Below are 12,599 nucleotides of genomic sequence, written 5' to 3' on the forward strand. Positions count from 1 at the left end.
AGCGGCGGACGCCGCAGCTCCAACCTGCAGAGCACCGGCAACGACTGGATCGAGGTGGCCTTCCGCACCGCGCGGACCGCCGACCCGGCCGCCAAGCTCTGCTACAACGACTACAACATCGACAACTGGAACGCGGCCAAGACGCAGGGCGTCTACAACATGGTGCGCGACTTCAAGCAGCGTGGGGTGCCGATCGACTGTGTCGGTCTGCAGGCGCACTTCAACAGCGGCAGCCCGTACAACAGCAACTTCCGTACCACGATCTCCAGCTTCGCCGCCCTCGGCGTGGACGTGCAGATCACTGAGCTGGACATCCAGGGCGCCTCGGCGACCACGTACGCCGCGGTGACCAACGACTGCCTGGCCGTGCCGCGCTGTACCGGCATCACCGTGTGGGGCGTACGCGACCAGGACTCGTGGCGTTCGGGTGACACCCCGCTGCTGTTCAGCGGCGGCAACAAGAAGCCGGCGTACACCGCCGTCCTCAACGCCCTCAACGCCGTCCCGACCGTCGGCCCCAGCCCGTCGGTCTCGCCGAGTTCGGGCCCGAGCCCGAGCCCGTCGGTCAGTCCCTCGACGTCGTTCCGGTTGCGCAACGACGGGGCGGGCCGCTGCGTGGACTCACCGAACAGCGCCAGCGCCAACGGCACCCTGTTCCAGATCTACGACTGCCACACCAACGCCAACCAGCGGTTCGCCTACACCTCCGGCAGGCAGTTGCAGATCCTCGGCAAGTGCCTGGACTCCCCGACCGGCGCCGGGTCCGGAACCCGCGTCCAGCTGTGGGACTGCCACACCAACACCAACCAGCAGTGGACGTTCAACAGCAACGGCACCGTCACCAACGGAGCCAACAACCTGTGCCTGAACGTGACCGGCACGAGCAACAGCAGCACCGTGACCATCGCCAGCTGCAACGGCAGCGCCAACCAGCGATGGACCCGCGCATGATCCCGGCCTAGCCCGATACCGCGCCGGTCCAGACGATTCCCGTCTGGACCGGCGCTGGTTCATTTGACGAGCAACGCGTGCGGTCTGCCGCGCAGCAGGGTGCCCAGAACGCTGTGCTGCGGCGTGCAGTACGGGCAGGTGGGTGCCGGATCGACGCAGACCCTGACGCTGTCGCTGTTGTCGGACGGGTCGAGGTCCAGTTCCGTGGCGCTCGCGGTGGCGGTGTTGACCGTTTCGGCAACTGTGGTCGCCTTGGCCCGAACGGTCAGCGTGGCCGTGGCGCCGGCGGGGAGCGTGCCGACCGTCCAGGTGTCCTCGGCGTACGTGCCGGTGGTGGACGTGGCCGACAGGAGGGCGAGCCCGGCCGGCAGCGGGTCCTCGACCACGACGCCGGTGGCGTCGTTCGGCCCGGCGTTGCGGACGGCCACGTGGTAGATGATCATTCCGCCGGCGGCGACCCGGGTCCGCTCGGCGGTCTTGACCACGCTCAGGTCGACGGCCGGGTTGACCTCGGTGACGGTGTCGCCGCTGGTGGAGGTCAGCGGTTCGGGTTCGGCGCCGAGCCGGTTCTCATAGGTGACCGTGCCCTGGTTGGCGACCTGCTTGCCCGCGGCGGCCAGGCCGACCTTGACCCGGAACTCGACCGTGGTGCCGTCGGGCAGGGCGTCACTGTCGGGCAGCCGCCCCCCGTCCCCCAGCATGAAGGTGATCTTGCCGGTGGCGGGGTCGAACTCGGCCTGGTCGTCGCCGGCCTGGTCGGTCTTGGCGCCGCTGCCGGGGCCGTCGACGATCTGGAGCGAGCCGGGCACGAAGGCGGTCCCCGCCGGGACGGTGTCGGTGAGGCGGACGTCGCCCGCCGCGTCGCCGCCCCTGTTGACGGCGGTCAGCCGGTAGGTGATCTCCTCGCCGACGTTCACCGGCCCCCGCGGGCTGGCGGTCTTGTTCACGACCACGCACGGCGCGGTGCCGAAGAAGACGTCGTCGAGGAAGTTGCCGTACGTGGGGTTCCCCCCGGTGGCGGAGACGGAACGGAAGGCGAACCGGGTGGTCGTCATCCCGGCGGGCACGGTGTAGGTGCCGGTGTACGTGCCCCACTTCGTGGTGCCGTCGGAGGCGATCGCCTGCTGGGCCGGGCCCGCGGGATCACCGATGTCCAGCGCCAGCGTGTCGGTCCCGAGACGGCCGCGGTGGGACAGCCGCCAGTACAGCTTCTGCCCCGGCGTGGTCGGCCGATCCTGGTACAGGGTCGCGACCTGGGTGGCGTTCAACTCGGCGAACTGGTTGCCCTCGACGGGCGGGACGCCCATCCGGGTGCTCCAGATCTCGATCAGATGATCGGTGGAGGTCGTCCGCCAGCCCGGCACCGCGTTCGGGCGGCTCTGCGAGGCATCGGGGAACGAAGCCCACGCCCCGCCGGTGACGACGGGCTGTTCGAAGCCGCCGTTGACCAGCGCCACTCGCTCCGGACATGTGGCCGGATCCGGTAGCCGGGCCGGGCCGGCGTACGCCTGGGCCGGCGCGGTGCCGGCCAGCACCACATCGGGCAGCGTCAGCGGCAGGGCCGTCGCCGCCAGGGCGGCAACCGGGTAGAGCATCCTGCGGATGTGCTTCATGATGATGTTCCTCTCGATGGGCGGACTTCGTCCGTCCACCAGCGCCGGAGGATCGGCGCTGGCACCACACCGCAGGTTCGCGTGAGTGGATCACCAGAGGGGATGTGACACGTACCGCGCTGCCAATACTTGGCACGATCTTGTTTGTAGGCGGCGCGGGATCACAGCCAGCCGTGCTCGTGGGCGATCCGTACGGCCTCGGCCCTGGTGGGAACGCCCAGCTTGGTCATCGCGGCCGCCAGATAGTTGCGTACGCCGAATGGTGCGGCGTGATCGACGGCGTCATCGGACTCACCATTCTCTTCCTGCTGCCGTGAAGGATCTACGCTCATTCGGTGTTCCTTGACGACTGGCACGAACAGGACGACCTCCTCGGCGAAGGCCAGCGCATTGTGCTCGCCCGGCTCGAATCGCATCCGGTACGCCGAGGACTTGACCTGTGGATGGAGACCACCGGCGACGGGGCCGCTCCCGATCGCAGCGTGAGGCCCTCATCGCGGCCGGGTATGTGCGCGGGCGAGGATGGATCCGAACGGAGGGCCTTGGAACGCCGGATCGCGTGATTCGCGTACGCGGCGAGGGAGCCCAAGGACGCTAACAATCTTGCTGTGAATGCGTCATGTGGGTCTGAACGGCGGCGCTTCAGGTTGTTCGGACCCACTTTCTTGTCCCCGTGTTCCTGGCTTTACCGGGCGTCGGTTGTTGTTACCTGCTCTCAGGTGAGCAAGGTGTGGGCCAGGCCGATGGCGGCTCCCGCGGCGATGTACCAGGCGTTGTTGAGCTTGGTCTTCCACAGCAGCGCCAGGGTGACCAGCGCGATCGCCCCGGTGAGGGGGTCGATGATCGCCGTTGTGCCGAGTTGGTAGGACACGCCGGCCATGAGGGCCAGGGCGGCGGCGTTGAGGCCGTCCAGCAGGGCGGAGGTCCAGTCGCTGGCGCGGAGTCTGTCGGTGAGTCTGGTGAGCAGGCCGACGAACAGGAAGGACGGCAGGAAGATCGCCACGGTGGCCAGGAACGCGCCGAGGGGCCCGGCGACGAGGTAGCCGAGGAAGGTGGCGGTGGTGAAGACGGGGCCGGGGGTGACCTGGCCGATGGAGACCGCGTCGATCAGTTGCTGGTTGGTGATCCAGCCGAGGCGTTCCACGAAGTCGCCGCGCAGGAAGGCGAGGAGCACGTAGCCGCTGCCGTACAGGACGGAGCCGATTTTCAGCATGGTCAGGAACAGCTGGGTGAGCTGGGCGCCGGTCGGGTCGGGGAAGACGGGGGAGCCGCCGGTCAGCTGGCCGAGGAGGGGGAGGGCGAGGAGGGCCTGGGGTCGGTCGGTCCGCAGGCGGTGGGCGAGTTGGGCGGCGGCGGCCAGCAGGGCGCCGGCGGCCAGGATCAGCAGTTCGTTGACGCCCAGCAGGTAGGCGGCGAGTGCGGCGACCGCCAGCACGGCGAGCCAGATGCTCTTGATGGCGGTACGGAGCAGGCCGAACAGCGCGTGGACGATGATCGCGATGACGGCGGGGACGACGCCGTACAAAATGCCCTCGACCTCGGGCGTGCTGCCGTAGGTCACGTACGCCCACGCCAGGGCGGTCACCATGAGCGCGGCCGGGACGATGAAGCAGACCCCGGCGATGATCAGGCCGCGCCAGCGGGCCCGGTCGTAGCCCAGGTGAATGGCCAGTTCGGTGGAGTTGGGGCCGGGGATGAGGTTGGTGGCGCCCATCAGGTCGACGAATCGCTGGTCGCTCACCCAGCCGCGGCGGCGTACCAGTTCGTCGCGCATCATCGCGGTGTGCGCGGCCGGGCCGCCGAAGGCGATGACGCCCAATTTGAGGAAGACCAGCGTCACCTCGCGCAGACGGCGACGGTCCATCACCGGGTCGGGCTGGTCCTGGCTCACGGTGGTCCCTTCGGGGGCTCGGCCCTCCCTCTCGTGGGCCGATATCGACCGACGATAGCAGTGGGGAGTTCCCTGCGGCCGGGACAGTGGCATGGCGACACCGCGCCTTTTCGGATTGTTCATCCTAATTGTCGTGAGGTAGTTGAATGGGTGCAGAGCGTGGTGAGTGGGGCGGGGCTGACTGCCGCGGCGACACCACCGCGTACCGGGCGGCCTACACGAAGTGGATCTCGGCGGGGCGCCAGACCGGTCCTGAAGGGCGAGGTGATCCCGCTGGAGTCCCACGAGCAGGGCTGGCTGGACGCCACGGTGGCCATGCCCGACATGGTCACCCGAATCGTCCTCCAGTTCGGCTTACCCGGGCCATTTCCGGCATTCCGGGTACGGCTAGCGCCTTCCCCGCCACGTCAATCCAGCACTGCCACATGCTGGAACACGAGGACAACGAGATGATGCGCCCCTGGCAGATCGTCTCTGGTCAGGCCGGGCTCGGCGGCCTTTCGCCCTCGGGTAGCAGTTCGCGGGCCAGTTCCGACAACGCCGCACGATCCTGCTCCAGCGCAGTACGGCCCGCCTCAGTCGCCCGATAAACCCGACGCGTGCGGCTTTCGACGACCTCCTGCCGCGAGACCAGCAGCCCATCGGCCTCCAGTCGGTGCAACGTCGGATACAGCGTGCCGGGGCTGATCGCGTACCCGTGCCGTTTGAGCTCCTCGGTCATCCACGCGCCGTGGATGTCCTGCTCGGCGGCGTGGTGCAGGATGTGCAGCCGCACCGCCCCGCGCATGAACTCCCGCATCCTTCCCCACCCGCTCCTGACTCGACGCGACCTCCAGTTTATGACGAAGCCGATATCGGCCGCCGATGCCCGATGCGCGCAGACGTGACAGGCATCGGGATCGCCGCGCTGGGGCTGCCCGGGTCCCGGTTGACCGCCTGGTGCGCGCGGCTCGGTTCGCTGTGGTCCACGCTGGTGTCGGTCGCTTTCGCTGATGAGCCTTGTAGCTTGACGGGGCCGTGGACGTTCCTGGCGATGCTCGGGGGTGTCGCTCATCGCCGCCGCCGAGTGGGAGCCGCCGGGTTCCACGTAGCCGTTGACGGCGCGCTCATCCGCCAAGAGCGGTCGCATTGTGCCGGGACTTCCAGACCAGGTAGGCGGCGAACAGCGACCCAGCCGTACCTACCGCGACGCCCGTGAGCGAGAAACCGCTGGCATGAACGCGGACCAGTCCATGCGCTCATCGTCAGCGGCTCATCTTGTTCGAGCAATATGCCGAACCGATATCGCCTCCCGGTTGCGCGTGACATTGACGAACACCGCCTTCGACGGCTCGCCTCTGAATAGTGAGGGCGGGAACCTGCCCAAATATTGACGAGCCTGAACAAGGGCGCGTCCTGCGTGATCAACGACCGGCAGCGAGCCGGTCGGCCTCGTGCTGGGCCAGCTACTCGCGCTCGGACGCTCCATGCAGACCTGAGCCAGATCGCTAGGCGGGCCGGCTGACGATCCCATTCCGATACTCCTGGAAGGCATGCCAACCAGCTGTGTCTCCCGCGTGCAGGAACCTCTCGGTAGTGATATCGAATGCTCGGCAGCCGAGCATCTCAGCCATCTCCGTGATGACCGGCACCACATCATCGCCGGTACCTCGGACATGGAGCATCACCGACTTCACCGGATCGTCATCGCCGACGTTCAGCTCGATCGACCATGTCGCCGCCTCTAAATGGCCCCATTCCGGATCTGACAGATCGACCCCAGGCAACTGTTCCCGCAGCCGATCGAGCACCTCTGGCAACGGACCGATCGCGTCCAGAACGTCGTCCTCGGGCAACTCGTCGACGGTGAAGGCCTCGCCCGAGATCTTCAGCACCAGCACATCCCAGCTCACAATCAACCTCCATGACGGTGGCCCGTAACTTCAGAGGCAAGCTACAACCCGGCACCGACAATCTGATCGAGCCTTAGCTCAGGCAGGTCAGGATTCCGCCCAAGCGCTCCTCACTGGCGCTTGGAGATCAAGGGCGCAGGCTTACGTCGAGGAATGCTTCGTGGACGTCGATGCGGGTCTATCTGCGGATTCTGAGCGTCGGCGTCGCGTCGCGAAGAGGTAGTGGACCACGACGATGCCGATGCTGACGGCGGCCGCCGTCCATACGACGGTCTGTCCGATGACCCTGACCACCTCGTTCCTGCCGGGCGGGAGAAGGATCATCTGAACGGTGGCCCCGACCGGCACGGTCAATCGCGCGAGCAAGCCGAGTACGCCCGGTTGCCTGGCGCAAGCCCCGACGGCCCCCAGGGGTCCTCCCAAGATCACGCTACTAATCCACCACACAATCGCTTCGGGCAGGTACCAGGCGATAGGTGCGTCGTTACGAATGATGTCCACGGCGCCGTAGACGGCTACGGCCGCGATCAGGGCCAACACGCCAGCGGCAGCACCGTGCGTCAGCGCCGCGGCCCCACGCTCACCGGGGCGTGTGACCAGCCACCCCACTGCCACCGCCAAGCCCGCCCACGCCCAGCCGGAGTCGAGCAGGACGCTCATGATCTCCGCGACTGACCACCCGCTGGTGGTGTACGCACTGCTTTCCAGGTCGGCGTAGGAGTGGGAGATGGCGTTGACAAGAGAGGTCGCAGCGCCGAACCCCGCTCCGGCCGCCAGAGAACTCAACAAGATCTTCATGGGCCGGGAAATATGAACTCCCCGTCGACGGTCATGTCGCAGATCGCCAGTCACGGTGCTTTCCTACCGCACAAATCATGATGTGCGGCATAAAAGTTCACCCAAAAGAAGGGGCGGACCAAGGGCTGCCGAAGGCGGAAACCATCGCTCACACGCGGCTCTCCAGAAGACTAATGCTCCGCCTGCCGAAGAGACCGAAACGCCCCTGGATGGGTTCGTGAGAGGGCGCGTCACCCCGCAAGTCGTCCACTTGGAGGCGAGAAACTCGCCTATTGCAAAGAGGTAGGAGCGGAGTTACGTTGTGCGCAACAACATTCAAATGGCCGTATGTGCTGATCTCGTAACCGGACGTACTGGTGCGAGGGGCCGCAGTCGCATACGGCATCGCCGTAGGCCGAAAGGTCGCGGTGATGCCGTTATCGGTCGCCCCTGTCCCGTACGTCGAAGAGGAGATTCGCATGAGGCTGTCATCGTTACGCTGGATCGCCCGCGCAGCCATCGCCGTCACCGTGATGGCGCTGCTCCCGGCTCTGGCCGCATCCCCCGCACAAGCCGCGCTCGTCAACACGGTCACGGGATCCGGGGGCGTCGTGCAGATCGCTCCGGGTGCCTCCGGGCATGGAGTCGCCACGTGCCCGAGTGGGAAAACGGCTGTGGGAGGCGGCTACGACAAGCAGGACAGCAGCATTCTCGTCGATGTGTCCCGTCCGGACGGAAACGGATGGCGGGTGCACGCGTGGAACACCGGCAGCATCGCGCTCCACATCTACCCGTGGGTCGTGTGCGCCACCGTCACGGGTCGCGTGATCGCGAACGCCGCCGCGAGTGTCCCCGCCGGCATCAGCGCGAGCGCGACCGCGGCCTGTCCCTCCGGGCGTCGCCTCACGGGTGGCGGCTTCGCGTTCGACACCGCCAACGGCATGGCCAGCGCGAACCCGAACATCACCCCCGTCATGAACGGCCCGTCAGGCCAGGGCTGGAAGGCGGACGCCTTCAACGTCACCGGCGTCACGCGAACCATCCGCTCGTACGCGGTCTGCGCCACCCTGCCCAGCAACACGATCATCGGCGCGCCCGGCACCATCGCGCCGGGACAGTCGCCCAGCATCAAGGCGAACTGCCCGGCCGGCCAGGTGGCCACCGGCGGCGGATTCGCGTACGGCGGCGCGAACGTGCGCCTCGAATGGTTCTCCGTCCCTGGGGCGACGACCAGCCCGAACAACTGGTGGGTGTTCTTCAAGAACACTTCCCCCATCACATTCGGCGTCGTCGTGTACGCGGTCTGCACACCCGGCACCTGACCTTCACATAGCCCAGTACGCCGGGCTTCGGCTCGGCGGCATCCAGTTCAAAGCGCCTGTGCCTCCCCCAGCAGGCTCACTGCCGGGGGTGGGGCTGAAAGTCCGTGTTCATTTGATCGCCTTCCGAGCCCGTCAGGCGCTGGCGGGCTCGGAAGGGTTAATTAGGGCGGACATCAATTCCTGCGAGCTGCCAGAATTGGGACTGGGGTCCCCGCACATTCGCGAAGCCATGTCCATCCCTCCGAGTGCTGCGCCACCGAGGTTTGGGAGGTCACCAAACACGTGTTATGGACTAACATCCCGACTTAAAATAAGTTACATATTTGTCCATAAGTGGTAACTGGACAGCCCGAAAGCCCACCAAAATAATCGCCTCAAAGCGCTATCCATCGGAGAAAGGGTGAAATTGGTGGCACGTTTTTCACGGCTCCTCACGATTGCTCTGATGGCGGTCGCCGCCCTCGTGGTGCCCGTCGCCCCGGCGCACGCCACGTACGGATCCGACATGACGGTCAACATCGACGTATGGGGTCAAGGCGTCAAGCTGTCCGGGGCGTACGGAACGATCGCGTTCGACGACGGCAACGCCAAGTACCGCTACTCGATCGCGATGTGCTGGCAGTCCAGCTACACCCGTCCCAACCTGTTCGCGTCCGTCAACGGCGGCGCGCGAACCTACCTGTACCTGGGCGGCGGAACCCAGGTGACGATCCCCCAATGCCAGAACCCGGCCTACCTCATCAGCGGTGAGGTGACACCCGGCGGCACCGTCAACAACGTGACACTCACGGTCGACGGAGTGCGCTTCAACCCTCCGAACAGCACGTACCACACCAATTCCGCCTTCTACGACAACCCCTTCAACTGAGGCACGTCGATCACCGGAAGCCCTGCCGGGTCACCTGGCGGGGCTTCCGCCATCTACGTCAGTGGCGGCGGGTAGCGGTGGATTTCGGCTCGGTGGCCGGTTGAGCCGGCGAATTTGGCGTCGTCGGTGAGGAGCGGTACTCCCAGTAGTTCGGCCAGGGCCACGTACATGCCGTCGTAGGCGGTGAGGTTGTTTCGCAGTTCCAGGACGCGTGATTGGAGCGGCTGCATGGGATGGCGGACGATTTTGAGTTGGGAGTACCGCTCCAGCATGATCTGAGCGCGCTTCTCGGAGATGTGGACCTCGGGTTTGCTGGTGATCACATGGCCGCGGACAACCGAGGCGATCTCGACATCTATCAACGCCGGAGCGTGCACCTTACGGGCGAGCCTGTGACGGAGAAGGTCATCGCCTTTCACGTTCGCCAGGAGGCGGAAGACGATCGAGGTGTCGACGACCAGACTCACCGACGCCCCTCGCGCATCGTCTCGCGAACGAAGTCGGGGTCATACGGCACCGGCTCGTCGGCGGCGATCTTGGCCATCACCTCGTCCAGCGCCGGAGTGGCCGCCTCCTCGTTGAGGAGATCACGCACGTAGGCCGCCAGTGACTTCCCTTCTCGCTCGGCCCGCGCCTTCAAGATCCGCTCTGTTCCGTCCGGGACATCCCGAATCTGTATGGTTCCCATGCATCCACTATAGCATGCAGTCTGCATGCACTCGTGAATGCGTGTGGCCCCGGCCAGCGGCGCCGCGCTGGCCGGGGCCGTCGGGGGTCAGTTCGCGAAGGTGAGCCAGTTGAGGTTGACGAAGTCGGCCGGTTGGCCGCTGCTGAAGGTCAGGTAGACCGTGTGGGTGCCGGTCACGCCGCTGATGTTGGCGGGGATCGTCTTCCAGGTTTGCCAGCCGCCCGTGTTGCCGACCGACAGGTCACCGACGGGGGTGGCGGTGGGGCTGTCGAGGCGTACCTGGATGAGGCCGCTGATGCCGCCCGTCGCGCCGGAGGCGACTCTCGCCTTGAATTGGCGGGCGGCTGTGGTGCCGAAGTTGACGTTGTCGAAGCGCAGGTAGTCGCCGTTGGAGATGTAGGCGACGTTCTGGCCGCCGCCGCTGTCGGTGGTCGTCTCCAGCTGGGTGCCGCTCTGCGCCTGGTACGCCTCGGCCTGGATCGTCGATCGGGCGTTGACGCCGCTGCCCCCGGTCGGGGTGGGAGTCGGGGTCGGGCTGGGGTTGGTCGTGCCGCCGCCGCTGTGCCAGACCGCCACGTAGTCGACCAGCATCGGCTTGCCGGAGACAGTGGATGAGGTGGGGGTGCCGTACCCCGCCACGCCGTTGGGGAAGGCGCCGCCGATGGCCACGTTGAGCAGCAGGAAGTACCCGTTGTGGGACGTCATGTTCGACCAGGTCGTGGAGTCGAACTGGTTCTGGGTGACGCTGAAGAACTGGATGCCGTCGACGTACCAGCGGATCTGGTTCGGGGAGATGCTGGTGTCCCATTCGAGCCGGTACGTGTGGAACGCCGACTGGCAGCTCGAGTTCGGGCAGGCCCGGCTGGCGCCCAGGCCGTTGGTCTCGTTGCAGGGACCGCCGGGGTTGACGCCGCAGTGCAGGGTGCCCCAGACGGCGTTGACGCCGTTGACGTTCTCCATGATGTCGAGCTCGCCGATACCGGGCCAGTTCCAGTAATTTCCCCGGTACGGCGCGCCGAGCGACCAGAACGCCGGCCAGTAGCCCATCGCGGAGGCGCCGGTCACGTTGGGCATCTGGATGCGGCCCTCGATGCGCAGGATGCCGCCGGGGGAGGGCTTGAAGTCGGCGCGGCGGGTCTCGATGCGTCCGGAGGTCCAGGCGCCCGAGCTGCTCTTGATCGGGGTGATGCGCAGGTTGCCGCTGCCGTCGAGGCTCAGGTTCTGGGTGCTGGAGGTGTACTGCTGGATCTCGCCGGTGCCCCAGTTGGAGGGGCCGCCCGAGTAGCCGTACCCGGTGTCGATGATCCAGTTGCTCGACGACGGCAACGACCCCGCGGAGCCGGTGAAGTCGTCGGCCCAGACCAGCGACCAGCCTGAAGGCGTGGACGGGACCGACGCGGCGGCCGGGACGCCGAACAGCGCCGTGGCCGCCACGACTGCGGCGACGAGTAATCGCCGGCGGACGGTGAACATGATGACCCTCATCTCTGATCCGCTGCCTGGCGGCGCCGGTGACGGATCCCGGGCAGCCTCGCGGAGAGGCCGCTGGAGACGGCCCCTGACGGGGTGGGGATGACGCCGCCCTCGGCGGATCGATCTGGCCGACACTGTGCTCCGCGGGTCTAACAATGGTCAATAGGTTCGGTGCAAATTTTGAGAGCGCTCTCTCAAACGTACTGGTCGGCAAAATGGGGCCTTGACTTACCGAGGCAGACGGGCAAACCTGTGCAGGAAATCGCTCTCTGGAGAGTCTCGGGAAGGTGGCCGGCGTGCGTGGATCCGTGGCGCTGGTGGTGTGTGAGCCGTTGTCGCGGGTTTTCTCCGAAGACCCGCTGTTCTCCCTGGTGAGCCGGTCGGTCAGCCGGGAACTCGGCGACGTCGACCGGCACGTCGTGCTGATGCTCGCCAACGGCGCCGGCAGCGCCGCCCGCATCGAACGGTACGTCGCCGGCGGCCACGTCGAGGGCGTCATGCTCGTCTCGATGCACGACGACGATCCGCTGCCGGGAGCCATCGACCGGATCGGCGTGCCCGTCGTGTCGTACGGCAGGCCCGCGGTTTCCGTTCCCCTCGCGTACGCCGACAACGACAACCCCGCCGGAGCCCGGCTCGCCGTCAACCACCTGATCAACCGGGGTCGCAGACGGGTCGCCACCATCGCCGGCCCGCAGGACATGATCGCCGGTCAGGACCGCTTAGCCGGATACCACCGCGCCGTCGCGGACGCCGGGCACCGCCCCATCGTGATCTACGGCGACTTCTCCCGCCGCTCCGGCGCCGACGCCATGACCCGCCTGCTCCGCGAGGAACCCGCCGTCGACGCCGTCTTCGCCGCCAACGACCTCATGGCCATCGGCGCCCTCCAGGCCCTGCGCCAGGCAGGCCGCCGCGTCCCCGACGACGTCGCGATCGCCGGCTACGACGACTTCGAAGCGGCCCAGTTCACCAACCCACCCCTCACGACCGTACGCCACCCGGTGGCCGAGCAGGTCAACGCCATGACCCGCCTACTCGTCGAACGCATGGGCGGCGGACCACTCGCCTCCATCGTCCTCCCAGCCGAACTCGTCATCCGGGCGTCGTCCTGAATCGCACCC

14 protein-coding genes are annotated in these 12,599 nt (G+C 66.9%); 5 read left to right on the plus strand and 9 right to left on the minus strand.

Going from position 1 to position 12,599, the window contains the following annotated elements:
- The coding region (locus tag Aph01nite_RS33065; RefSeq protein ID WP_204044972.1) for a ricin-type beta-trefoil lectin domain protein at positions 1-951 on the plus strand (951 nt) is incomplete at its 5' end.
- A 59-nt stretch (positions 952-1,010) separates the two neighbouring features.
- Here Aph01nite_RS33065 and Aph01nite_RS33070 read toward each other — a convergent pair.
- Both Aph01nite_RS33070 and Aph01nite_RS33075 read right to left on the minus strand, forming a co-directional pair.
- The gene (locus tag Aph01nite_RS33070) at positions 1,011-2,564 is read right to left on the minus strand and encodes a DUF11 domain-containing protein (protein ID WP_204044973.1); all 1,554 of its coding nucleotides are present in this window, start codon (positions 2,562-2,564) and stop codon (positions 1,011-1,013) included.
- Between the two features lie 161 nt (positions 2,565-2,725).
- On the minus strand, positions 2,726-2,896 hold the full coding sequence (locus tag Aph01nite_RS33075; RefSeq protein ID WP_204044974.1) for a helix-turn-helix domain-containing protein: 171 nt from the start codon (positions 2,894-2,896) through the stop codon (positions 2,726-2,728).
- 3 nt (positions 2,897-2,899) lie between these two features.
- Between Aph01nite_RS33075 and Aph01nite_RS33080 the strand changes: the two genes are divergently transcribed.
- Positions 2,900-3,127 carry a hypothetical protein gene (locus Aph01nite_RS33080; RefSeq protein WP_204044975.1) on the plus strand — a complete coding sequence of 76 codons (228 nt, stop codon included), beginning with the start codon at positions 2,900-2,902 and terminating at the stop codon, positions 3,125-3,127.
- Between the two features lie 152 nt (positions 3,128-3,279).
- Here the strand turns inward: Aph01nite_RS33080 and chrA are convergent, their stop codons facing one another.
- The 4 genes from chrA to Aph01nite_RS33100 all read right to left on the minus strand — a co-directional run bounded on the left by chrA (position 3,280) and on the right by Aph01nite_RS33100 (position 7,145).
- Positions 3,280-4,455, minus strand: coding sequence for a chromate efflux transporter (chrA, locus tag Aph01nite_RS33085; RefSeq protein ID WP_204044976.1), 1,176 nt, complete (start codon positions 4,453-4,455; stop codon positions 3,280-3,282).
- A 478-nt stretch (positions 4,456-4,933) separates the two neighbouring features.
- Positions 4,934-5,254, minus strand: a complete 321-nt coding sequence (locus Aph01nite_RS33090; protein ID WP_204044977.1) for an Rv3488 family transcriptional regulator — start codon at positions 5,252-5,254, stop codon at positions 4,934-4,936.
- A gap of 688 nt (positions 5,255-5,942) precedes the next feature.
- Positions 5,943-6,347 (minus strand): hypothetical protein, encoded by a 405-nt coding sequence (locus Aph01nite_RS33095; protein WP_204044978.1) that lies wholly within the window; start codon positions 6,345-6,347, stop codon positions 5,943-5,945.
- 141 nt (positions 6,348-6,488) lie between these two features.
- Positions 6,489-7,145, minus strand: coding sequence for a hypothetical protein (locus Aph01nite_RS33100; RefSeq protein WP_239162164.1), 657 nt, complete (start codon positions 7,143-7,145; stop codon positions 6,489-6,491).
- Between the two features lie 458 nt (positions 7,146-7,603).
- Between Aph01nite_RS33100 and Aph01nite_RS33105 the strand changes: the two genes are divergently transcribed.
- Positions 7,604-8,446: a hypothetical protein gene (locus Aph01nite_RS33105; protein ID WP_204044980.1), complete on the plus strand. Its 843-nt coding sequence runs from the start codon at positions 7,604-7,606 to the stop codon at positions 8,444-8,446.
- Positions 8,447-8,891: 445 nt separating this feature from the next.
- Positions 8,892-9,314, plus strand: a complete 423-nt coding sequence (locus Aph01nite_RS33110) for a hypothetical protein (protein ID WP_204044981.1) — start codon at positions 8,892-8,894, stop codon at positions 9,312-9,314.
- Between the two features lie 53 nt (positions 9,315-9,367).
- Here the strand turns inward: Aph01nite_RS33110 and Aph01nite_RS33115 are convergent, their stop codons facing one another.
- The 3 genes from Aph01nite_RS33115 to Aph01nite_RS33125 all read right to left on the minus strand — a co-directional run bounded on the left by Aph01nite_RS33115 (position 9,368) and on the right by Aph01nite_RS33125 (position 11,487).
- Complete coding sequence (locus Aph01nite_RS33115) at positions 9,368-9,781, minus strand: type II toxin-antitoxin system VapC family toxin (protein ID WP_204044982.1); 414 nt, start codon at positions 9,779-9,781, stop codon at positions 9,368-9,370.
- On the minus strand, positions 9,778-10,002 hold the full coding sequence (locus Aph01nite_RS33120; protein ID WP_239162165.1) for a FitA-like ribbon-helix-helix domain-containing protein: 225 nt from the start codon (positions 10,000-10,002) through the stop codon (positions 9,778-9,780). The genes Aph01nite_RS33115 and Aph01nite_RS33120 overlap by 4 nt, the downstream gene beginning before the upstream one ends.
- 87 nt (positions 10,003-10,089) lie before the next feature.
- Complete coding sequence (locus tag Aph01nite_RS33125) at positions 10,090-11,487, minus strand: glycoside hydrolase family 16 protein (protein WP_239162166.1); 1,398 nt, start codon at positions 11,485-11,487, stop codon at positions 10,090-10,092.
- Positions 11,488-11,771: 284 nt separating this feature from the next.
- Between Aph01nite_RS33125 and Aph01nite_RS33130 the strand changes: the two genes are divergently transcribed.
- A complete protein-coding gene (locus tag Aph01nite_RS33130) occupies positions 11,772-12,590 on the plus strand; it encodes a LacI family DNA-binding transcriptional regulator (protein ID WP_239162167.1) in 819 nt (272 codons plus the stop codon).
- Positions 12,591-12,599: the final 9 nt, after the last annotated feature.

Origin of the sequence: Acrocarpospora phusangensis, assembly GCF_016862995.1 — a bacterium.
Taxonomy (GTDB): Bacteria; Actinomycetota; Actinomycetes; order Streptosporangiales; family Streptosporangiaceae; genus Acrocarpospora; species Acrocarpospora phusangensis.

Coding starts and splice junctions, on each gene's coding strand:
- Aph01nite_RS33070 (WP_204044973.1), bottom strand. CDS start 2,564: ATGAAGCACATCCGCAGGATGCTCTACCCGGTTGCCGCCCTGGCGGCG.
- Aph01nite_RS33075 (WP_204044974.1), bottom strand. CDS start 2,896: ATGAGCGTAGATCCTTCACGGCAGCAGGAAGAGAATGGTGAGTCCGAT.
- Aph01nite_RS33090 (WP_204044977.1), bottom strand. CDS start 5,254: ATGCGGGAGTTCATGCGCGGGGCGGTGCGGCTGCACATCCTGCACCAC.
- Aph01nite_RS33100 (WP_239162164.1), bottom strand. CDS start 7,145: ATGAAGATCTTGTTGAGTTCTCTGGCGGCCGGAGCGGGGTTCGGCGCT.
- Aph01nite_RS33105 (WP_204044980.1), top strand. CDS start 7,604: ATGAGGCTGTCATCGTTACGCTGGATCGCCCGCGCAGCCATCGCCGTC.
- Aph01nite_RS33110 (WP_204044981.1), top strand. CDS start 8,892: ATGGCGGTCGCCGCCCTCGTGGTGCCCGTCGCCCCGGCGCACGCCACG.
- Aph01nite_RS33120 (WP_239162165.1), bottom strand. CDS start 10,002: ATGGGAACCATACAGATTCGGGATGTCCCGGACGGAACAGAGCGGATC.
- Aph01nite_RS33125 (WP_239162166.1), bottom strand. CDS start 11,487: ATGAGGGTCATCATGTTCACCGTCCGCCGGCGATTACTCGTCGCCGCA.